12 protein-coding genes are annotated in these 23475 nt (G+C 62.3%); 6 read left to right on the top strand and 6 right to left on the bottom strand.

The features are described 5' to 3' along the window. Positions 1-49 precede the first annotated feature (49 nt). The 3 genes from JFT86_RS16895 (at position 50) to JFT86_RS16885 (ending at position 1771) form a co-directional block, all read left to right on the top strand. Positions 50-586 (top strand): sigma-70 family RNA polymerase sigma factor, encoded by a 537-nt coding sequence (locus tag JFT86_RS16895; protein WP_201237548.1) that lies wholly within the window; start codon positions 50-52, stop codon positions 584-586. After that, complete coding sequence (locus JFT86_RS16890) at positions 583-1275, top strand: anti-sigma factor (protein WP_201237547.1); 693 nt, start codon at positions 583-585, stop codon at positions 1273-1275. Before JFT86_RS16895 ends, JFT86_RS16890 begins: the two co-directional genes overlap by 4 nt. Positions 1276-1408: 133 nt before the next feature. Beyond that, the gene (locus JFT86_RS16885; protein WP_201237546.1) at positions 1409-1771 is read left to right on the top strand and encodes a hypothetical protein; all 363 of its coding nucleotides are present in this window, start codon (positions 1409-1411) and stop codon (positions 1769-1771) included. Positions 1772-1842: 71 nt separating this feature from the next. On the opposite strand, the gene JFT86_RS16880 is transcribed toward JFT86_RS16885, so the two are convergent. Continuing rightward, positions 1843-2934: a DUF1615 domain-containing protein gene (locus tag JFT86_RS16880; RefSeq protein ID WP_201237545.1), complete on the bottom strand. Its 1092-nt coding sequence runs from the start codon at positions 2932-2934 to the stop codon at positions 1843-1845. Between the two features lie 362 nt (positions 2935-3296). Here JFT86_RS16880 and JFT86_RS16875 point away from each other — a divergent pair, with 362 nt between their 5' ends. Next, positions 3297-5501 (top strand): TonB-dependent siderophore receptor, encoded by a 2205-nt coding sequence (locus JFT86_RS16875; RefSeq protein WP_201237544.1) that lies wholly within the window; start codon positions 3297-3299, stop codon positions 5499-5501. Between the two features lie 253 nt (positions 5502-5754). Further along, positions 5755-7290 carry an FAD-dependent oxidoreductase gene (locus JFT86_RS16870; protein ID WP_201237543.1) on the top strand — a complete coding sequence of 512 codons (1536 nt, stop codon included), beginning with the start codon at positions 5755-5757 and terminating at the stop codon, positions 7288-7290. 123 nt (positions 7291-7413) lie between these two features. Here the strand turns inward: JFT86_RS16870 and hemB are convergent, their stop codons facing one another. Further along, a complete protein-coding gene (gene hemB / locus JFT86_RS16865) occupies positions 7414-8388 on the bottom strand; it encodes a porphobilinogen synthase (RefSeq protein ID WP_201237542.1) in 975 nt (324 codons plus the stop codon). Positions 8389-8634: 246 nt separating this feature from the next. Next, positions 8635-9333, bottom strand: coding sequence for a glutathione binding-like protein (locus tag JFT86_RS16860; protein ID WP_201237541.1), 699 nt, complete (start codon positions 9331-9333; stop codon positions 8635-8637). 342 nt (positions 9334-9675) lie between these two features. On the opposite strand from JFT86_RS16860, the gene JFT86_RS16855 reads away from it, so the two are divergent. Further along, positions 9676-10350, top strand: a complete 675-nt coding sequence (locus tag JFT86_RS16855; protein WP_201237540.1) for a histidine phosphatase family protein — start codon at positions 9676-9678, stop codon at positions 10348-10350. Between the two features lie 132 nt (positions 10351-10482). Here JFT86_RS16855 and mnmH read toward each other — a convergent pair whose 3' ends face one another. From mnmH to JFT86_RS16840, 3 genes are all read right to left on the bottom strand, one after another. Next, a complete protein-coding gene (gene mnmH, locus JFT86_RS16850) occupies positions 10483-11586 on the bottom strand; it encodes a tRNA 2-selenouridine(34) synthase MnmH (RefSeq protein WP_201237539.1) in 1104 nt (367 codons plus the stop codon). Next, on the bottom strand, positions 11586-12620 hold the full coding sequence (gene selD / locus JFT86_RS16845; RefSeq protein WP_201237538.1) for a selenide, water dikinase SelD: 1035 nt from the start codon (positions 12618-12620) through the stop codon (positions 11586-11588). Before selD ends, mnmH begins: the two co-directional genes overlap by 1 nt. A gap of 271 nt (positions 12621-12891) precedes the next feature. Continuing rightward, positions 12892-23412 carry an autotransporter-associated beta strand repeat-containing protein gene (locus tag JFT86_RS16840; protein ID WP_201237537.1) on the bottom strand — a complete coding sequence of 3507 codons (10521 nt, stop codon included), beginning with the start codon at positions 23410-23412 and terminating at the stop codon, positions 12892-12894. Positions 23413-23475 lie beyond the last annotated feature (63 nt).

The following is a 23475-nucleotide window of genomic DNA, read 5'->3' as shown; positions in this document are numbered from 1 at the left end:
GGAATCGGGTTGTCTGGATGTTTGCGGAATGTGAACTAGATTGCACGACATGTCCTTGCCTGAACCGCTGTTCGATTATGAAGCCCGTCTCGCTGCCTGCGCTCGCGGCGAGCGGTCGGCCCTGCGCGATTTGTATGTGCAGGAAGGCCCGCGTCTGCTCGGCGTGGCCAAGCGTCTGGTGCGCGACACGGCGCTGGCGGAGGACATCGTGCATGAGGCGTTCATCAAGATCTGGAACGGTGCCGCCGGGTTTGACCCGGCGCGCGGTTCGGCGCGTGGCTGGATGTTCAGTGTGACCCGGCATCTGGCGCTGAATCTGCTGCGTGATCAGGGTCGGGAAACGCCGTTCAGCGACGATCACGAATTGACCACGCAGGACGATGAGGCCTTCGCTGCACACGCGCATTCGGCGCGCATCCATTGCTGCCTCGAACAACTTGATGCGCAACGCCGGCGCTGCATCCTCCATGCCTATGTCGACGGCTACAGCCACGCGCAAATATCCGCTCGCCTCGACACGCCGCTGGGCACCGTCAAAGCCTGGATCAAGCGCAGCCTCAATGCGTTGCGGGAGTGCATGGGATGACCACCGAATCGGCGCAGGACCGAGATGAACTGGCCGGCGAGTATGTGCTCGGCACGCTCTCTGCCGAACAGCGCAGCGAGGTGCAGAAACGTCTGACGCATGAGCCGCCACTGCGTGCGGCAGTGGATGCCTGGGAGCGGCGGCTTTTGGAACTGACGGATTTCGCCGCGCCTCAACAACCGTCGGCACAGTTGTGGCAACGGATCGAACGCAGCGTTGAACGCTTCACGCAAAAAACGCCTGCCACCTCATGGTGGAATCTGCTGCCGCTGTGGCGCGGTTTGAGTGCTGTCGGGCTGGCCGCGACATTGATACTGGGCTCGATCCTGCTGACCCAGACCACGCCAAAACCGAGTTATCTGGTGGTCTTGGTCGCACCACAGGACAAGGCGCCGGGCTGGGTGATCCAGGCCAGCAATGCCCACGAGATTCAGTTGATTCCACTGGGAGTGGTCGAGGTGCCGGCAGACAAGGCGCTGGAGTTCTGGACCAAGGCTGACGGCTGGCAAGGCCCGGTGTCACTCGGTCTGGTCAAGCCGGGGCAAGCGCTCTCGGTGCCGCTGGACAAGTTGCCGCCGCTGCAACCCAATCAGTTATTCGAGCTGACGCTGGAAGGTGCCAACGGCTCGCCGATCGGTAAACCGACCGGGCCGATTCAGGCGATCGGGCGTGCGGTGAAGGTGTTGTAGGGCTCTGGCGCGGGGGTGCCGGCAATCATCATTGGCGTCGATGTTCACCATTACATCAATGAAGTTCTCATAAAAAATCCCGGGCGTAACATCTGCTCCATACCAACCAACAACACCCCCGGAGCACACCATCATGAAACGCCAAACCATCCTCGGCATCGCTTTCTCGGTTTTCGCAATCAACGCTTTCGCCGCTACCCCGGCCCACACCATGATCGCTGAAGGCGGTTCGGACAAACTGATTGAAAGCCGTGTGGCTGAAGGTGGCTCGGATCGTCTGCTTGAACGCCGCGTCGCTGAAGGTGGCTCGGATCGTCTGCTTGAACGCCGCGTTGCTGAAGGTGGTTCGGATCGTCTGATCGAACGCCGCGTCGCTGAAGGTGGTTCGGATCGTCTGCTTGAACGCCGCGTCGCTGAAGGTGGTTCCGATCGTCTGATCGAACGCCGCGTCGCTGAAGGTGGTTCGGATCGTCTGCTCGAACGCCGCGTCGCCTGAATGAATGGCGTTACCGCAACAACCCAGAGAAACCCGGCTGCCGTCAGCCGGGTTTTTTACGTCTGGGTGAATCAGCCGCCCTTGGCCATGCAGCGCTTGTAACGTTCATCCACGCGTTTGGCGAACCACGCCGTGGTGAGTTTTCGGGTGATTTTCGGGCTCTGCAGCACGATCCCCGGCAACACCGCACGCGGCAGCTTTTTGCCCTCCGCTTTCTCCGCCAATTCGAATACCCGTTGATAGAGTCTGGTCTCTTCGAATTCCAGGGTTTTGCCCTTCTCCAATTGATCGCGAATCGTCGGGTTGCGCATGCCCAGCGACTTGCCGAGGGTGCGTACCGCGAGTTCGGTAGTGCCGGGCATGATCGAGTCGTAGCGAATCAAGTCACCGTCCAGCGCCAGCGGAATACCCGAGGCACGGCTGACGGCATTCTGGAACGCCGCATTGCGGCTGGCGTACCAACCGGCGTTGAAGTCGGCGAAGCGATACAGCGGTTCGCGATAGCTGACCGGATAACCGAGCAAGTGTGCGATACCGAAATACATGCCACCGCGCCGGCTGAACACCTCATGGCGAATGGTGCCGTCCACCGGGTACGGGTAATCCTTGGCGTGCTGCTCGGCAAATTCGATGCTGACCTGCATCGGTCCGCCGGTGTGCACCGGGTTAAAGCCGCCGAACAGCGTGCGGCCCATCGGCACTCTGCCGATGAAGTCATCGAAAATCGCACTCAACTCTTTTTCGCTGCGCGCCGCGCTCAGGCGTTCGCTGTAGGTTTTGCCATTGGTCGAACGCACTTGCAGGGCGCCGCTGACCAGCAGGCTGGGGATATGCACTTTGGCGGCGCGGCGGTCGATTTCGTCACGGGCGATTTTGCCGAGACCAGGCACCGTCGGGTCAGCCTGAAAGGTGGATTCCTGTTCGGCCACGGCGAGTACCGAACAGAGATTCTGTGTCGTCGGGCTGATGTTCTGTGCAGCAAACGCGGCATAGATATCCGTGGCCCAGCCTTGGCGGTCGGCGGTTTTCGCGGGCATCAGCCGCACGATCTCGGCCTTCACTTCGGCGGGGGCACGGGGTGCAGGCTCGCTGCTGCGCTGACCGGCGCAACCGGCCAGCACCAGTAGCGCGGCGAGGGTGATCAGTAATCGAGGGGCGTGCATGTTGCTCCATCCAGTCCGTTGAGCCGGGTTCACCATACGATCAATGGTATTCCACAAGCCAGACTCACACTGACCTTGCTGTGAGGGAATTTATCTGTGGCGAGGGGATTTATCCCCGATGGGGCGCGAAGCGGCCCCGCTTTTGATTTCCAAGGGGACTGCTGCGCAGTCCATCGGGGATAAATCCCCTCGCCACAAGGAAGCAAATCAAGCCTTGGATTAAAGGTTTCAGCCACTAATGACAAAGTAATTGCAAAACGTTACTGAGAAAAACTATCATTTGCGCCTGGAGTCGCATTTGCGCAAGGAGTTCCCGCGCCGCCTTAACTTTTCTCACCGGCCGTGCGCCTCCAGGTACAAAAATGCCCGCTCCAGCTCGACTTGCCGTGCCCTTCCGCCCGACGCTTCTCGCCCTGCTGTGCTCCCTGACCATCACCGCCCACGCTGCTGAAGACGACAACAAAGCGCTGGTGCTGGACGACGTCAACGTCAACGCGCAAGCCCCGACGCCGAACGCCCTGCCCCCGGTCTACTCCGGTGGTCAGGTTGCCCGTGGCGGTCAGCTCGGCGTGTTGGGCAATCAAGACATGATGGACGTGCCGTTCAGCGCGGCCTCCTACACCGAGCAACTGATCCAGGATCAGCAAGCCGAAGACGTCGCCGATGTGCTGCTCAACGATTCCTCGGTGCGCCAGGCTTCCGGTTTCTCCAACCAGGCGCAGGTCTTCATGATTCGCGGCCTGCCGCTGAATGGCGATGACATTTCCTATAACGGCCTCTACGGCGTACTGCCGCGGCAGATCATTTCCACGGACGCCCTGGAGCGCGTGGAAGTGTTCAAAGGCCCGAACGCCTTCATCAATGGCGTGACCCCGACCGGTTCGGGCATCGGCGGCGGCGTCAACCTGCAGCCAAAACGCGCCGGCGATGTGCCGCTGCGCCGCTATACCACCGACATCAACAGTGAAGGCCGTGTCGGTCATCACTTCGATATCGGCCAGCGTTTCGGTGAAGACAACCGCTTCGGCGCACGAATCAACCTGTCGCAACGCGAAGGTGATACCGGGATCGATCACGAGAACCAACGCTCGAAACTGTTCGCCATCGGCCTCGACTATCGCGGCGATGCGCTGCGGATTTCCGGCGACTTCGCTTACCAGAAAGAGCGCGTCAACGGTGGCCGCAACTCGGTCAACCTCGGCACCGCCACGCACATTCCGGACGCGCCATCGGCGGACACCAACTACGCGCCGAAGTGGGGCTACACCGACATCGAAGACACCTTCGGCATGCTCCGTGCCGAATACGACCTCAACGACAACTGGACTGCCTACGCTGCCGGTGGCGCCAAACACACCCGCGAAGTCGGCCGCTACAATTCGACCACGCTGGTCGGTAACAATGGCGCCTCGTTCACCACTGGCTCGTTCATCCCTCACGATGAAGACAATACCAGCGTGATGGCCGGCCTCAACGGCAAGTTCAACACCGGTCCTGTCAGCCACAAGGTCAACTTCGGCCTGACCGGCATCTGGGCCGAGCAGCGCAGCGCCTACGACTTCGACCTGACCAAGTACGCCAACAACATCTATCACCCGGTGAACACGCCGGCGCCGGTTGGCAACTTTTCCGGCGGCGACCTCAATGACCCGGGCATCGTCGGCAAGACCTTCAACCGCAGCATCGCGATTTCCGACACCCTCGGCTTCTTCGACGACCGCTTGCTGATCACCGCCGGTCTGCGTCGTCAGCAAATGGTTGTGCAAGGCTACAACTATGCGAGTTGGGGCAGCGGCGACCGTAAATCGAGCTACGACGAGTCGATCACCACGCCGGTCTACGGCCTCGTGTTCAAACCGTGGGAGCACGTGTCGTTCTATGCCAACCACATTGAAGGTCTGGCCAAGGGACCGACCTCGCCGACCAGCAGTGGTGGATTTCGTGTGACCAACGGCAACGAAGTCTACGCACCGGCACGTTCCAAACAGACCGAAGCCGGGGTGAAAGTCGACATGGGCACTTACGGCGCGAGCCTGGGTGTGTATCGCATCGAGCAACCGAGCGACGGTTACTGTGAAATCAGCAGCGCCACCACCTGCACCTACGTGCGTAAAGGCGAGCAGATCAACAAAGGCGTGGAACTGAACGTGTTTGGCGAGCCAATCAGCGGCCTGCGCCTGATCAGCGGCCTGACCCTGATGGACACCGAACTGAAAAACACCCTCAACGGCGCCAACGACGGCAACCATGCGATCGGCGTGCCGACCTTCCAGTTCAATGCCGGCGCCGACTGGGACGTACCGGGCCTGCAAGGTGTGGCGCTGAATGCGCGGATGCTGCGTACCGGCGGCCAGTACGCCGATGCGGCGAACAACCTCAGCCTGCCGACCTGGAACCGCTTCGACGCGGGTGCGCGTTATGCATTCAAGGTGTCGGAGAAAGACGTGACGTTGCGTCTGGGCGTCGAGAACCTGGCCAACAAGAAGTATTGGGAATCGGCTCAGGGCGGTTATCTGACTCAGGGTGAGCCACGCGTGGCGAAGCTGTCGGGCACTATCGACTTCTAAACCGCTGCCGAACACCCACCCCTGTGGCGAGGGAGCTTGCTCCCGCCGGGTCGCGAAGCCGCCCCCGCTTCTTTGACAGAAGCGGACTGCTGCCCAGTCCGGCGGGAGCCAGCGCCCTCGCCACAGAATCTCTGCAAGAAATCAAAAAGGCCCCGCCGCCCCAACGCTGCGGGGCCTTTTCCGTCTGGCTGACAAACTGGCCGCCCCGCCCTGCTGATCCATACTTGCTGCACAGCCAAAGGAGGACAAGCCCATGAACCGCAGCGACGTACTGATCATTGGCGCCGGCCCCACCGGGTTGGTGCTGGCCCTGTGGCTGAGCAAACTGGGCGTGCAGGTGCGCATCATCGACAAGACCTCAGCCCCCGGCACCACCTCCCGGGCGCTGGCGGTGCAGGCGCGTACGCTGGAGCTGTACCGGCAACTGGATCTCGCTGACACCATCGTGCGTAACGGCCATCGCGTCGCGGCAGCCAATTTCTGGGTCAACGGCAAACCGGTCGCGCAGCTGCCGCTCAATCGCATCGGCGAAGGCCTGACACCTTATGCGTTCGTCGAAATCTTCCCGCAGGACGAGCACGAACGGCTGCTGATCGATCGGCTCGAAGACTATGGTGTGAGCGTCGAACGCAACACCACGCTGGAGAGTTTCGAGGAAACCGGCGACGGTCTCATCGCGCATTTACGCCTGCCCGATGGCGAACAGGAAATCTGCCAGGCCTGCTACCTGGCAGGCAGCGACGGTGCCCGGTCGGTGGTGCGTAAAACCCTCGACACTGGTTTCCCCGGTGGCACTTATCAACAGATTTTCTACGTGGCGGATGTCCAGGCCAGCGGGCCGGCGATGAATGGCGAGCTGCATCTGGATCTGGATGAAGCGGACTTTCTTGCGGTCTTTCCGCTGGCCGGAGAAGGCCGCGCACGGCTGATCGGCACCGTGCGCGACGAACGTGCGGAACGCGTCGAAACACTGGAGTTTTCTGACGTCAGCAGCCGCGCCATCGAGCACCTGAAAGTGCACATCGAAGAGGTCAACTGGTTCTCCACCTATCGCGTGCATCACCGGGTGGCGGAGCACTTTCGCAGTGGTCGCGTGTTCCTGCTCGGGGATGCAGCCCACGTGCACAGCCCGGCGGGCGGTCAGGGCATGAATACCGGCATCGGTGATGCGATCAATCTGGCGTGGAAACTCGCGGCGGTCATCAGCGGTGGCGCCGAGACCAGACTGCTCGACAGCTACGAAACCGAACGCATCGCCTTCGCCCGCAAACTGGTGTCGACCACCGACAAAGTCTTCAGCTTCGTCACCGCCGAGGGGCGCATGGCTGATCTGCTGCGCATGCGCGTCGCACCGTTTCTGATTCCGAAAATGGCCTCGTTCGAAGCCAGCCGCGAATTTCTCTTTCGCACCGTGTCGCAAGTCACCCTCAACTACCGCGGCATGCCGCTTAGCCAAGGCGTGGCCGGACACGTCCACGGCGGTGACCGCTTGCCGTGGGCGCATGACGGTGAAGGGGATAACTACGAGCCATTGCGCCAGCCGTGCTGGCAGGTGCATGTGTACGGCGACACCAGCGACGAGATGATCGAATGGTGCAACGAACATCACCTGCCGCTGCATGTGTTCGACTGGCGACCGGCGTTTGAGACGGCGGGATTGGGGCGTAACGGCTTCTATCTGCTGCGCCCGGATACGTACGTGGCGATCGCCGATAACAGCGCCGATCCCAAAGTAATCGAACGCTACTTCCGCGATCACGGCATTCGGCCGTTCTTTAGTTGTCCCTGACACACCACAATCCCCTGTAGGAGTGAGCCTGCTCGCGATGGCGGCGTGTCATTCACCAATAATTCGACTGACACACCGCCATCGCGAGCAGGCTCACTCCTACATTTGGATTTGCGGTGTTGCTTAGATCCCGGCCAGTGCCAGGTCCATCGCAAAGTAAGTGAAGATCAAATCCGCACCCGCACGCTTGATCGCGCCCAGGCTTTCGCGCACCACGCGATCTTCATCAATCGCCCCGGCCTGTGCGCCGAACTTGATCATCGCGTACTCGCCGCTCACCTGATACGCCGCCAGCGGCAGGTTCGAGGCCTCGCGGATATCGCGGATGATGTCGAGGTAGGCGCCGGCCGGTTTGACCATCAGCGAATCAGCGCCTTCCTGTTCGTCGAGCAGCGATTCACGCAGGGCTTCGCGGCGGTTCATTGGGTTCATCTGATAGCTTTTACGGTCGCCCTTGAGCGCGCTGCCACCTGCCTCGCGGAAAGGGCCGTAAAGCGCCGAAGCGAATTTGGTCGAGTAGGCCATGATCGGAATCTGGGTGAAACCGGCTGCATCAAGGGCCTGGCGAATTGCCCGAACCTGGCCGTCCATCGCCGCCGACGGCGCAATCACGTCAGCGCCGGCGCGGGCCGCCGCTACAGCCTGTTTGCCGAGGTTGATCAGGGTCTGATCGTTGTCGACTTCATGGTTGTGCATCACGCCGCAGTGGCCGTGATCGGTGTACTCGCAGAAGCAGGTGTCGGACATCACGATCATTTCCGGCACGGCATCCTTGGCGATGCGCGACATGCGCGAGACCAGACCGTTTTCACGCCAGGTGTCGCTGCCGTTGCTGTCCAGATGATGAGACACGCCGAAGGTCATCACTGACTTGATGCCGGCGCGGGCATAGCGCTCGATCTCGCTGGCCAGTTTGCGCTCGGGAATGCGCATCACGCCGGGCATGCTGTTGATCGGCACGAAGTCGTCGATTTCTTCTTCGACGAAAATCGGCAGCACCAGATCATTCAGACTGAACTCGGTTTCCTGGAACAGACTGCGCAGGCTCGCATTGCGGCGCAGACGGCGGGGACGTGCTTCGGGGAACTGACTGGACATGGGGCTTTCCTGAAACCTGCAGATGAGACGAAAGTCGTAGGGGGCGAAGCTTATGCCTTGCGGGGGTTGGCGTACAAACCTGGATCAATCAAGAGTGCATTACCGAGCGCGCAATAATCCTCCGGATTGTGCACATCCCTTGTAGGAGTGAGCCTGCTCGCGATGGCGGTGTATCAGTCAACGTTGATGTCGACTGACACAATGCCATCGCGAGCAGGCTCACTCCTACAGGGGTTGTGTGCGGTGTCAGGACGGGATGGTCAGGCCTCGGATGACGGCCGGACGAGAAAGGAAGCGCTCCAGCACGCGGGTGACATTCGGGAAGTTCTGGATCCCGACCAGGTCGCCCGCCTCATAAAAACCAATCAGGTTGCGCACCCACGGGAACGTCGCGATGTCGGCGATGGTGTAACGCTCGCCCATGATCCAGTCGCGGCCTTCCAGGCGTGTGTCGAGCACCTTGAGCAGGCGTTTGCTTTCATCGACGTAGCGGTCACGCGGACGTTTGTCCTCGTAGTCCTTGCCAGCGAACTTGTTGAAGAAACCGAGCTGGCCGAACATCGGGCCGATACCGCCCATCTGGAACATCAGCCACTGAATGGTTTCGTAACGCAGCGCGCCTTCCTGAGCCAGTAACTGGCCGCTCTTGTCAGCGAGGTAAATCAGGATCGCGCCGGACTCGAACAGCGGCAAAGGCTGGTCTTGCGGGCCGTGGGGATCGAGGATCGCCGGGATCTTGTTGTTCGGGTTCAGCGAGAGGAACTCCGGGGACAACTGGTCGTTAGTGTCGAAGCCGACACGGTGCGGCTCGTACGGCAGGCCGATTTCTTCAAGCATGATCGAGACTTTGACGCCGTTGGGCGTTGGCAAGGAATAGAGCTGAATCCAGTCAGGGTACTGCGCCGGCCATTTCTGGGTGATCGGGAACGCGGTCAGATCGGTCATGGGAAGCATCCAGTCACAATTTAAAACCCGATCATAATGTAGGCGCTGCCGAAGGCTACGATCTTTTGATTCCGACCTCTTAAGCGAGATCAAAAGATCGCAGCCTTCGGCAGCGCCTACAGGAACCGTAACATTCAGTGATTAATCTCCTCCGCAAGCCGATCCTGGTTGCCGTTAGAGTGCCGCGCACTCGTGCGAATCGAACCAACCGGCCTCAGAGGACTCTGAGTTAAGCCTTTCGCAAGGGAAGCGCGACACGACATGGAAAACATCCGGTGCTGGGAGCCTGCGGTGTAAAGGTTTGTCAGCCTTAACCGAACACGCTGAAGACCCTCTTATTCCATGACGAACCTTATGCGTTTCGCCAAACGTTTCAAACATCGCGCGTATGTGGCCCTGCCCTCCCTGTTGGCGGTCAGCGCGCTGTTCCTGTCGCTGGAGTCCAGCGAAAGCCGTGCGCAACCGGTCGATGGCACGCAGACTCTGGTGTTCCTGCGTCACGCGGAGAAGCCGGAGGGCGGTCTCGGCCAGCTCAATTGCCAGGGGCTGAACCGGGCCATCGACCTGTCGACGCTGCTGCCGGAGAAGTTCGGCAAGGCCGATTATGTGTTCGCCGCCAACCCGACACGCAATGTCGAGGAAGGCGAACTGGACAATTCCTACAGCTACATTCGCCCGCTAATGACCATCAGCCCGGCCGCGATCAAGCTCGGCCTGCCGGTGAACATCGAGTTCTCGGCCAACGACACCAGCGATCTGGCGCGCGAATTGCTCGAAGACAAGTATCACAACTCGACGATCTACACCGCGTGGTCCCACGGTTATCTGCCGGAGTTGATCAATAAGGTCGCCGGCAACGCCGTTGGCGAAAAGCAGACCATCACCAAGGACTGGGACGGTGGCGATTTTGACTCGCTGTATGTGCTGACGCTGACCTGGCACAACGGCAAGGCCAGCCTGCAGAGCCACAGCTACAAGCAAGGACTGGATAACGGCAAGGCGACTTGCCCGACCTGAGTTTTTTGCTGTCAGTCGGGCCTCATCGCTGGCAAGCCAGCTCCCACCGGTTTTTGGGTGATGCCCATATTGGCAGTCAGCGCAAAACACTGTGGGAGTTGGCTTGCCAACGAAGGGCCAGCCGCTACAACCTCAAATCTTCTGATTCACCCGCTCACGCAAGTACTCAAGCACCGCCCCGCGCTCCCCCGCGAACTCGATCCGTCCGCCCTTTTTCTCGCGTTGAAACACGTACATCGGGTCGTAATACTCGCGCAGCAAGCCCTCGATCCAGCCCCGGTGCAAATCCACCGCGCCGCTGCGTTCCTGCTCGGCCAGGGCGTCTTCCATCAGGATCAACATCCGCCGATGGCGCTCGCCACCGAGACGTTTCTGCACGTTGTTCAGACTGTCCAGCAAGCGCTCGGCAAACAAGGCAAAACCCTGCTCGCCATGCACCTGTGAAAACTCCGCCGACAGATCCACCACGTAATCACGCAGGATCCGCTCGACACGATCTTCGAAACTGTCTTCCAGCCAAACCATCGGGTATTGCTGCATGCCCTGATACAGCGGCAATGGCAAGGCACAACTGCCCACGACGCGGCTTTCGTCCTCCAGCACAAACTGCTCGATCCCGGCAGCGCGCTTCTTCAGAATGTCGATGGCCAGACGGTTTTCGAAATCGATGTTCGACGGTTGCCCGGTGGCGCGTTTGCCGAAGCTTGAACCGCGATGATTGGCGTGACCTTCCAGATCCAGTCCGTTACGCAATTGCACCAGCACTTCGGTCTTGCCAGTGCCGGTCATACCGCCCAGCAAGACGAAATCGCACTGTGCGATGGCTTGCTCGAGCGTGTCGATGAGGAAGTTGCGCATCGCCTTGTAACCGCCGCCGATACGCGGGTAGTCGATGCCCGCCTCGTCGCGCAGCCACTGTTGCGTGATCTGCGAACGCAGGCCGCCACGAAAGCAATACAGATAACCGTCAGGATGCGCCCGGGCGAAGTCGGCCCAGGCCTGGATGCGCTCGGCCTTGACGGCGCCGGACACCAGTTGATGACCCAGTTCGATGGCGGCCTGCTGCCCGTGCTGCTTGTAACAAGTGCCGATCTTCTGCCGCTCGATGTCATTCATCAGCGGCAGATTGATCACGCCGGGGAACGCGCCTTTGTGAAACTCGACCGGCGCACGGGCGTCCATCAGCGGTCGGTCGTTGAGAAAAATATCGCGGTAGTCGGTGCAGTCGCGGAGCATCAAATCACCTCGACTGCGTTCGTCTGTCGCTCAACCAGTTCGCCGATTGGCGCAAGGTTCAGGCCCAGCTCTTCGGCGACAGCGAGGAATTCGTCATTGCCTTCAGGGGTGACGGCAATCAACAGACCGCCGCTGGTTTGCGGGTCGCAGAGCACGCGCTTGTGCAGCTCTTGCACGCGACCGACCTTGCTTGAATAACTGTCGAAATTGCGCAACGTGCCGCCAGGCACACAGCCCTGATCGAGGTAGTACTCGACGCTCTCCAGACGCGGAACCCGGTCGTAGGCAATACGCGCAGTGAGTTGGCTGCCGTCTGCCATTTCCACCAAATGCCCGAGCAGGCCGAAACCGGTGACGTCGGTCATCGCGGTAACACCGGCGAGCTTGCCGAAACGGCTGCCGGGTTTGTTCAGGGTGCACATCCAGTCGCGGGCGACGCCGACGTCGCTGTGGCGCAATTTGCCCTTTTTCTCCGCCGTGGTGAGGATGCCGATGCCCAGCGGTTTGGTCAGATACAACAGGCAACCGGCGGTCGCAGTGTCGTTGCGCTTCATGTGACGTTTTTCCACCAGACCGGTGACGGCCAGGCCGAAAATCGGTTCCGGCGCATCAATCGAGTGCCCGCCTGCCAACGGAATGCCCGCCGCATCACACACCGCGCGACCGCCACGAATCACTTCTCGTGCCACCTCCGGCGCCAGCACATTGACCGGCCAGCCGAGGATCGCGATCGCCATCAATGGATCGCCGCCCATCGCATAGATGTCGCTGATCGCGTTGGTCGCGGCAATGCGGCCGAAGTCGAACGGGTCATCGACAATCGGCATAAAGAAATCGGTGGTCGACACCACGCCACGCTCGGCATCGATCTCGTAGACCGCCGCGTCATCACGCGAGGCGTTGCCGACCCACAGTTTCGGATCAAGATTCTGCGCCCCGCTACCGGCCAGAATCACCTCCAGCACCTGCGGGGAAATCTTGCAGCCGCAACCGGCACCGTGGCTGTATTGGGTCAGACGAATCGGCTCGCTCATGGGGAGAGTCTCTGGCAGGGGAATGGAGCGGATTCTAGCAGAGCGCGAGGTTGCCGATTCTTGTGCTGATACTCAGAGCCTGCTTGCGAAGGCAATGGAAGCGAAAGTCCTGAATGTAGAAAACTCAAGATCAAAAGATCGCAGCCTGCGACAGCTCCTACATAGAAAATCGCGTTTCTCTGTAGGAGCTGCCGCAGGCTGCGATCTTTTGATCTTTTGCCCCTAAAAAAAAACCGCCCTTGCGGGCGGCTAAAAGTGCTTCGACCCTAATTCAGAAGCCAAGGCTGAAGCTGATGGTCATCGCGTGATCGTTGCTGTCGTTCGACAGTTGCCCTGAGTAACCGACCCCGAGTTTGCCGGTCGGGCTGATCTGGAAGTCCACGCCGGCTTCGACGATGGCGCTGTCCTTGGCGATCGGCACGCCCTGCGTACTGAACGAGGCGCCGCCGTCGATGAAGGTCAGGTCGGCGTCAGGTTTGGTGTCGCCGAAGGCATGCCGCCAGCCGATCGCCGCGCGCGGGGTGAATTGCCCGCCGTTGCTCAGGGTGATGACTTTGCCGGCGCGCAGGCCGAGGGTCGAGAACGTGATGTCTTGATCGGCATCCGCTTCCAGGCGCCCTACGCCGCCCTTTTCCTTGGCCTTGTCGGTGTCATAGTTGACGTAGGCGAGACCGGCGAACGGTTCCAGGGCAATCCCGGCGGCATCGATCGTGTAACCGACTTCACCGAACACCTGGGCGCTGCGCGCATCGTAGTTGGCCTTCAAGCGGTCGTTGTAAGTGCCGACGCTGACGTTGCGTTTGGTCTCGATGTCGTGCCAGCTGTAAGCCGCGCCGAGGCGCACTGCCAGAGCATCGAACTGCGAGTTGAGGTAAGCGGCCAGGTGGTAGCTGTCGACCGTGGCATCCGAACGACGATCATGGGCATCGAGATCGCTGCGGGTGTAACCGGCGGCCATGCCCACGCGCCACTGGTCATCGATCTGCTTGTCGGTGCCGAGCAGGAAGCCGCTGAGGTTGCGATCAAGTTTGGCGCTGTTGCTGTCGCCATCCGATTCACCCCAGGCGCCGAGTGCGCGAGCCCAGCCAACCATTTCGCCATGGCAACCGTTGCTGCTCAGTTGGTTGTCACTTGGCGCCAGGGCACGGCGTGGATCATCCGGCGCACTGCACGACGGTTGACGCATGCGATCGTTGACGGCTTCGCGCACATATCGCGAATCTTCGAGAATCGCGCTGGCGGTGCTGGCGTGGATTTCGCCAGACAGGCTGTCGAAGGCGTTGCGCGCACCGGCCACACTGAGGTTGACGATCTGGTTCTGCAACGCCGCACCGGCGGCGCCGTTACGCGACAACGCCGAAGCGGTAGCGCTCTGGTTGCCGGTCGCGGCGACATCGGCGAACGAGTTGCCGTTGCGGCTGACCGCCAGCGTCACCGAATCGGCACCGTACACCAGCGAACTGTCGAGGAAGGCGTATTGCGGCAGATCGGCGCTGCTGAACGTGCCGGTGACACCGCCGCCTGCAGTAATCAGCGAGTAGGTGGTATTGCCGGTGAACGGTGCCAGCGAGTTGACCTGCAAACCGCCGCCCAGCGAAGCCGTGCCGCCAACGGCCAATGGCGTGGCGGTTGGCGAACTGACCGTCAAGGCCAAAACGCCGTCAGAGGCATTGGTCAGGTTGCCGGCCACGCTCAACGTCCCGGCCTCGGCACCCGACGCCACCACACCGTGGTTGACCACCGAGCCGACGCTGCCGTTACCGCTCAGTCCGGCGCCATTGGCCACGGTCACTTGACCTCCCAACGAAGCCCGCGCGGCGCGGCTGCCGACTTGCAGCACGCCTTGATCGACCGACACCGTGCCGCTGAACGGTTGGTCACCGGTCAACAGTAAGGTCCCGGCACCACGTTTGAGCATCGCGCCGAGACCGTTGAGGCGACCGTTGAACTGACCATTGACGTTCTGCTGGAACACCAGCGAGGCGTTGTTGAGGATGTTGCCTTGCAGGCTGGTGGTATTACCGATCAGCGTACCGCCGCTGACGGTGGTGCCCCCGCTGTAGGTATTGGCGCCACTGAGGATCAAGGTGCCGGAATCGAGTTTCTCGATGCCGCCAGTCCCCACCAGCGGGGTGGAAATTTCCGCACTGCCCCCAGCGTTGACGCGCACTGGCGCCAGGCTGCCGTCAGCTCCGTTTACCGGCGTCAGCGTGCCACCCGCGCCTGGCACCAGGCTGTAACCGCTGGCGAGGAATTGCAGGCCGGTGAAGTTCTGATTGCCCTGCACGGTGACCGTCCCGCCCTGCCCGCCAAACACGGCGAACTGACCGTTGGAAGCCAACGCCTGGGTGCCGGTCGGATCGGTCCAATTGGTGCCCGGGCCCCACACGCCGCTGCCGCCACCGATGCTGCCATCCGGATTGGTGGTGCCACCGTTCCAGAACTGCACCTCACCCGGCGTGCCTTGCACCAGCAGGTTGATCTGATTGGCGATGGCGGTTTGCAGGGTCAGGTTGGCTGCCGACACGGGCAGGCTGCCATAGACCAGACCGTTGTCGGTCAGGCTGCCGCCGTAACTGAACAGTTGATAGACCCCGGTGCCGAAGCCGCCGGCGTTGCTGATGTTCAGGGTGCCGTCGAGGGTCAGGTTCCCTGCCACATTGACCACGGTAGTGGAGCTGGCCGCCGAGCCGAGGCTGAAGTCCAGATTAGTGCCAGAGGACAACGCCAGCGAGCCGACCGACAACGGCGTCGCCGTGCCACCCCCGAGCAAGGTTGCACCGCTGGCCAGTTGCACCGCCCCGCCGAGCTGCCCGCCACCGCCGATTTTCGCACCGCTGGCGACGTTGACGTTGGCACTGTTGAGCACACCGTTGACGATCAGATTGCCGGCCTGCACCGAAGTGTTGCCAGTGAAGGTGTTGTTGCCGGTCAGCAGCAACTGACCGCTGCCGGTTTTATTCAGCGTGCCGGTGCCGGTGAGGTTGCCGGTGTAGCTGCCGTCGGCGTTTTGCGCGAAGGTCAGCGCCGCGTTGTTGACGATCGCACCTTGCAGGCTGCTGGAGTCACCCGTGGTGTTGCCGCCGTTCAGCGTGGTGCCACCGCTGTAGGTGTTGGCACCGCTGAGCACCAGGTCACCCGTGCCGTTTTTCAGCAGACTGCCGCTGCCGGTGATCGCGCCGATCAGGCTGGTGTTCTGGTTACCGGCAAGCGTCAGTTGTGCACCGAGGTTGATGGCGTTGGCCAGTTGCAGCGCCGAAGTGCTGTCGAGGCTGCCGTTGCCGGTCACGCTCAGCGCACCGCTGCTCAACGCGCTGTTGTTGCCGAGGATCAGCGTGCCGCCACCGAGTTGGGTGCCGCCGCTGTAGGTGTTGCTGCCGTTGAGGGTCAGGCTGGAAGCGCCAGTCTTGATCAGACTGCCGCTGCCGCTGACCACGCCGCCGAGGGTCAACGCGTTGCTGCCGGCGACGGTCAAGCCACCATTGAGCACCACGTCGTTGCCGAGGGTGACAGCGGTGTGGCTGTCCAGCGCGGTGCCGTTAGCGGCGGTCAACACACCAGTACCGAGCGCCGCGTTGTTGCCGACCACGATCTTGCCGCCATTGAGCGCGGTGCCGCCGGTGTAACCGTTGGCCGCGTTGAGCACCAGCGTGCCGGTGTCGTATTTGCCGAGTGTACCGGCGCCGTTGAGCGCCACACCGATCGTTGCGGTGGCGTTCGGGTCTACTCGCACGGTCGCATTGCCCAGCGAACCGTTGACCAGATTCAGTGAGCCCGCCGTGCCGTTTTGCAGGCTGTAGCCATCGGTGACGAACTGCATGCCGGTGATGGTTTGTGCGCCGTTGACCGTGACCGTGCCCGCAGTGCCCTGGAACACCGCGAAGTTGTTGGTCCAGGCCTGATTGGTGGTGCCGTTGACGTCGGTCCAGTTGGTGGTGCCGGTGCCCCAGGTGCCGCTGCCGCCATCCACCGAACCGTTGGCGATCAGTTGATTGCCGTCCCAGAACTGCACGGTGACGCCCGGTGCGGTGACCAGCAGGTTGATCTGGTTGGCCAGCGCGGTTTGCAGGGTCAGGTCGCCGGGGGTGACGCTGCCCGGCACCGTGCCGATCAGCATGCCGTTGTCGGTGAGACCGCCGGTGTAGTTGATCAGGCGATACACGCCGCTGCCGAAGCCGCCGATGTCGCTGACGTTGAGAGTGCCGTCGAGAGTCAGGTTGCCGCCGACATTGACCAGTGCGTTGCCGCCACCGGACACCGGGGTGCCGAGGCCGACATCGAAGTTGGAATTGGCGTTGAGCACCAGCGAATTCACCGACAGGGTATTGCCGGTGACCCCGGCCAGATGCCCGCCATCAGCCACCGTCACTGCCCCGCCGAGCGCGCCGCTGCCGGCCAGAGTACCGCCACTGTTGACCAGCACACTGGCACTGTCGAGCGAGCCATTGACGTTCAAGGTGCCGGCGTTGACGGTGGTATTACCGGTCAGGCTGTTGATACCGGTCAGCGTCAGGGTGCCAGTGCCGAGTTTGTTCAACTCGCCGGCGCCGGTGAGCACGCCGTCGAAAATGCTGCTGGCGTTGTTGCCGCCGATACCCAGCGTGTTACCGCCGCCGATCAGTGCGGTACCGCTGCCGGTCAGGCTGGCGAGGCTGCCGGAGCCGCCGAGGTTGAGGGTCGCCGCAGCGCCGAGATTGACCCCGGCGTTGCTGCCCAGTGCCGAGTTGCCCAGCGTGGTCAGGCTGCCGGACTGCACATCGAAGGTGCCGCTGAAGGTGTTGTTGCCGGACAGCGTCAGATCGGCCAAACCATTCTTGGTCAAGGTGCCTGCACCGGCAATCACACCGCCGAGGGTCAGGTTGTTGTTGCCGGCCACGCTCAGGTTGGCATTGACGTTGATGTTGTTGGCCAGCACCAGCGGCGCAGTGGTATCGAGGGTCGACGCGCCCGCTACAGTCACCGCGCCGGAGCCCAGGCCCGCCGAGGTGCCAAGCGTCACGGTGCCGGCGTTCAGCGTGGTGCCGCCGCTATAGCTGTTGATACCGTTGAGGGTCAGGTTGGAGGCGCCGTTCTTGATCAACCCACCCGCGCCGCTGACGACGCCGCTGAGGGCCACGTCGCTGGTGCCGGTGTTGGTCAGGTTGGCGTTGAGCACCACGTTGTTGCCGAGGGACACCGAAGTGTTGCTGTCCAGGGACGAAGCCCCGGCCACGGTGAGGTTGCCCAGACCGAGGGCGCCATTGCTGCCGGCGGTCAGGGTGCCGGCATTCAGGGTAACGCCGCCGAGGAAGTTGTTGGCCCCGGACAGGATCAGGTTGGCTGCGCCGTTCTTGGTCAGGCTGCCGGCGCCGTTGATGGCTCCGCTGAGTGTCAGATCGTTGCTGCCGACGATGCCGACGTTGCCCGCTAGGTTGATCGCGTTACCCGCCGTGAAGGTGCCGCTGGCATCCAGGGTAGTGCCGTTCGCCGCGTTCAGGGTGGCAGAGCCCAGCGCGCTGTTCGACGCCAGAATCAGCCCACCCGCGTTCAGTGCCACCGGGCCGAGGAAGGCGTTATTGCCGCCGAGGGTCAGGCTGGCTGAACCGTTCTTGATCAAACCGCCGGTGCCGGAAATGACACCGTTGAGGGTCAGCGCGTTGCTGCCGAGCACCGTGAGGTTGCCATTCAGCGTGGCAGCGTTGGCCAGTGTCACGGCGGTGTTGCTGTCCAGTTGCGTGCCGGCATTGGCGATCAACGCGCCGGTGCCCAGTGCGGTGTTGCTGCCGACCACCAGCGTGCCGCCGTCCAGTTGCGTGCCACCGCTATAACTGTTGGCGCCGTTAAGCACCAGGGTGCCCGCGTCGAGTTTGTTGATAATGCCGCTGCCGTCGATGTTCACGCCGACCGTGGCGGTCACGCCCGGATCAACGCGCATCGCCGTGGTGCCACCGCTGCCGTTGACGGCGGTCAGCAGACCCGACGTGCCGTTGACCACGTTGTAGCCATCGGTGAGGAATTGCATCCCGGTAAACAGTTGCGTGCCGTTGACCGACACCGTGCCCGCCGTGCCCTGGAACACCGCGAAGTCGCCGGCCCAGGTCTGGTTCAGCGTGCCGTTGGAATTGGTCCAGTTGGTGCCGCCGGCATTCCACGTTCCGCTGCCACCATCCACCGTGCCGTTCGGAATCGTCTGGCTACCGTCCCAGAAACGCAGGTTGGTGTTCGGCGCCGACACGATAAGGTTGACCTGATTGCCCAGGGTCTGCACGAGGATGTCGCCGAGGCCGTAGCCCACCGGCACACCGGCCACGGTCAGACCGTTGTCGGTCAGCGCACCGATGTAGTTGAACAAGCGGTAGACCCCGACACCGAAACCGCCAGCATCGGTGACGTTGAGATTGCCGTCGAGGGTCAGGTTGCCGCCAATGTTCATCAGCGAAGTGGTCGATGGCGTGGCGAGGCTCGCGTCGACATTACTGTTGGCTGTGAGGATCAGCGACGAGGCTGACAGGGTATTGCCCGAGGACAGCGCCAGATGACCACCGCTGTTGATGGTGATGAAGCCCAGTGCCGAACCGGTACCTGTGAGGGTGGCGCCGTTGTTGACGTTGAGCTGGGAACTGGCGAGCGATCCGGTGAGATTCAGCGTACCGCCGTTGACGTTGGTGTTGCCGGTGATGCCGCTGCTGCCGGTGAGGTTCAGCGTGCCGGTACCGACTTTGGTCAACGCACCGCTGCCACCGAGGTCGCCGTCGAAGGTGCTGGTATTGCTCACACCGCCCACGGTCAGAGTATTGCCGCCGGCGATTTGCACACTGCCGCTACCGCTCAACCCGTCGAGGCTGGCGCTGCTGTTGAGATAGAGACTGGCACCAGCGCTGATGTTGGCGCCGGAGGTGTTGCCGAGCGCCCCGCTGCTCACCGTGGTAAGGCTGCCGGAGGCGATGTTCAGCGCGCCGGTGAAAGTATTGTTGCCGCTGAGCGTCAGATCGCCAAAGCCATCCTTGGTCAGGCTGCCGGCGCCATCAATCACGCCGCTGAGGTTCAGGGTGTTGCTGCCGGCCAGGGTCAGGCCGGCGTTGAGGGTGATGTTGTTACCGACGGTCATCCCGGTGCTGGTATCCAGCGTAGAAGCGCCGCCGACGGTCAAGCCGCCACTGCCCAATGCACCGGCCGAGCCCAGTGTCAGCGTTCCCGCATTCAGCGTGCTGCCACCACTGTAGGTGTTGGTGCCGTTGACTGTCAGGTTGGCCGCGCCGTTCTTGATCAATTGACCGGCGCCGCTGATCACACCGCCGAGGGTCAGGTCTTGGGTGCCGCCGACGCTCAGTGCCGCATTGAGCACCACCGCGTTGGCCAGACTGGCCAGCGGCGAACTGCTGTCCAGCGTCGCCGCACCGCCGACGGTCAGGGCACCGGTGCCCAGCGCCGAACTGTTGCCGACAGTCACACTACCGGCGTTGAGCGTGGTGCCGCCGACGTAGGTATTGGTGCCATTCAGATTGAGATTGGCCGCACCGTTCTTCACCAGGCTGCCGGCTCCGGCGACGGTGCCGGTGAGGGTCAGATCCGCACTGCCGCCGATGTTCATGGCGCCTGCGAGGTTGACCTGATTGCCCAGGGTGACGGCAGTGTTGGTGTCCAGCGTGGTGCCGGCCGCTGCGTTCAATGCGCCGCTGCCGATCGCGGTATTGCTGCCGACGATCAGTTTGCCGACATTGAGTGCGGTGTTGCCGAAGTAGGTGTTGGCGCCGTTGAGGATCAGGTCGGCGGGGCCGCTTTTGGTCAGGCCGCCGACACCGGAGACCACGCCGGCGAGGGTCAGCGCGTTGCTGCCGCCGATGGTCACGTTACCGCCGAGGTTGACGTTGTTGGCCAGGCTCGTCGCGGTGCTGGCGTCCAGCGTGGTGGTGTTGCCGGCGTTGAGCACGCCGGTGCCAAGGGCAGTGTTGGAGCCGACAATCAGTGTCCCGGCATTCAGTGACGTAGCGCCGGTGTAGGTGTTGTTGCCGGTCAGGGTCAGGGTCGAAGTACCGCCCTTGATCAGGTTGCTGCCACCGCTGATGACCCCGCCAAGGGTCAGCGGGTTGGCGACGCCGACGGTGAGGTTGGCGTTCAGCGCAATCGCGTTGTTCAGCGTCACGTTGGCGCTGCTGTTGAGTGAGCCGCCCGCACCACCGACGGTCAGCGTGCCGGTGCCGAGTGCCGCGCCGTTGCCGACGGTCAGGCTGCCGGCGTTGAGCGCAGTGCCACCGGTGAAGGTGTTGGCGCCATTGAGTGTCAGGTTGGCGGTGCCGTTCTTGATCAACTGACTGGCGCCGCTGAGCACGCCGCCCAGGATCATGCCGCTGCTGCCGCCGATGGCCAGGTTGCCGTTGAGCGCAACGTTGTTGTTGAGGATGACCGAGGTGTTGCTGTCGAGGGTCGCGGCATTCGCGACGGTCAGGCTGCCACTACCCAGTGCGGCGGCATTGCCGACGGTCAGGGTCCCGGCGTTGAGGGTGGTGCCGCCACTGAAAGTGTTGGCGCCATTGAGAATCAGGTTGGCCGCGCCGTTCTTGGTCAAACCGCCGCTGCCGCTGACAACACCGCCGAGGGTCAGGTTGGCGTTGCCGGCGACGTTCAGATTGCCGCCGAGGGCGACGGCGTTGCTCAGGGCCACGGTGGTGCTGGCATCAAGAGTAGTGCCCGTTGCCGTGGTCAGTGCACCGGTACCGAGCGCGGTGTTGGAGCCGACGATCAGTGTGCCGTTGTTGAGTGCAGTGCCGCCGGAGAAGGTGTTGTTGCCGCTGAGGGTCAGGTTGGCCGTGCCGCTTTTGATCAGGTTGCCGGCACCGCTGATGACGCCGCTCAAGCCCAGGGCCTGCGTGCCGCCGATGGTCAGATCCGCCGCCAGCGACAGCGCATTGGCCAGCGTCACTGCCGTGGTCGCATCCAGCGTAGTGCCAGCGGCAGCGCTCAGTGCACTCGTGCCGAGGGCGGTGTTGCTGCCGACGAGCAAGGTGCCGCCATTGAGGGCGGTGGTGCCGCTGTTGGTGTTGTTGCCGGTCAGGGTCAGGCTGGCGCTGCCGCTCTTGGTAATGCCGCCGGTGCCGGAGACGATGCCGGACAACGTCAGGGCATTGCTGCCGAGCACGTTCAGTGCACCGGTGATACCGACGTTGTTGGCCAGAGTCACGTTGGCGGTACTGTCGAGGCTGGTGCCGGTGCTGGTGTTGAGCACGCCGGTGCCCAATGCGTTGTTGTTGCCGACACGCAAGGTACCGGCACTGAGGGTGGTAATCCCGGTGTAGGTGTTGATGCCGTTGAGGGTCAGGCTGCCGCTGCCGGTTTTGGTCAGGTTGGCGGCGCCGCTGATCACCCCGCCCAGGGTCAGCGCACCGGTGCCGGTCGCCGTCATGGTGCTGTTTAGGGTCAGCGCATTGCTCAGCGAAATCGGTCCCGACGTCGACAAACTTGTCGAGCCGCCGATGGTAATGCCACCAGTGCTGAATGCCGAGTTGTTACCCACCGCCACCACGCCACCGTTGAGAAGAGTGTTACCGGTGTAGGTGTTGATCCCGTTGAGGTTCAACTGGCCGCTGCCAATCTTGGTCAAGCCGCCGCTGCCGGAAATCACGCCACTCAGAGTCGAGCCGTTGGTGCCTTGCACGGTCAGGCCGCCAGCGCCGAGCGAGATCAGATTGCTGAGGTTCAGACCGGCGTTGCTGGCCTGAATGATCCCGCCATTGGAGGTGATCACACCGCTGCCGAAAGTGGCGTTGTTGTTAAACTGCGCAACACCGCCATTGAGCGTGGTCGCACCGCTGACCAGTGGTCCCTGCAAGGTCCAGGTGCCGCTGTTGAGGGTCAGGTTGTTGAAGTTGACGTAGGTCGAGCTGGACGCCGTGCCGGTTCCGGTCGTGCCACCGCCAAGGCCGATCGGGTTTTGCAGGATAAGCGTGTTGGTACCGGCCGCGCCGCCATCAATGGTCCCGGTCGGAGCGAAGGTCAGGTTGACACCGATCAGGCCACCGAGGCCGGCGCTGACTTGCACGCCGTCACCAACGTTAACGCTCGAACCTGTGATCGCGTAGAAGGTGTTGGTACTGCCCGCGCCCATCGACACGCCGCCGGTGATGTTGCCGGCGTTGGTGAAGGTGTTGCCCGCTACCGAAGTCTCGAACGCGATCCGGCCGTTGATCGTGCCACTGGCACTGTTGGTCATGTTGACTTGCGAACCGCCATAGACCCCGACCACTGGCGTATCGGCCAGTGTGATCCCGCCGACCGACAGTCCGGTCGAGGTAATCGTGCCGTCGTTGGTGATGGTCGTAGTACCCGACACCGAGTTGTTCACGGCAATCCCCAGCCCATCGATGCTGGTCAGGTTGAGGCCGAGCAACATGCCGGTACCGCGAATGAGCCCGGTAGTGTTGTTGACGATGCTCACCGTGCTGGTCGCGCCGGTGCCGATGAATGCGCCGCCACTGAGGATCGAGACCAGGCCCAGCAACGCCGGGTCGAGGGTGCCGGAGTTGTTCAGGTTGATGTTGGCCCCGGTCAGGTTGATGACCTTGCCGCCAAGTGTCGCGTTCATCTGCGCGCCGTTGGCGACGTTGACCGTCAATCCGCTGGTGGCACTGCTGTAGTCATTGAGAAACAGCGGCAGCGTCGGCACGCCCGAACAGGTAATCGTCGAACCTGCTGCCGAGCAGGTCGCAAACGCCTGCTCGCTGACGCCGCCGAACAGAAGCCCGGCGACGCTCAGGTGCACAGCAAGGGAAAGTGGGGAAAAACGCGAAACGAGGGCGACACCAAACCTTGCTTCCACGGGCTACTCCTTGTCGTGGCCAATTTCTTCCTTGAAGGCGCGCAGAGCCGTGCTTATTCCACA

The organism is Pseudomonas sp. TH06 (assembly GCF_016651305.1).
GTDB lineage: Bacteria > Pseudomonadota > Gammaproteobacteria > Pseudomonadales > Pseudomonadaceae > Aquipseudomonas.
Note: the sequence above shows the minus strand (reverse complement) of the source record. Positions and strands in the feature narration are given on the sequence as shown.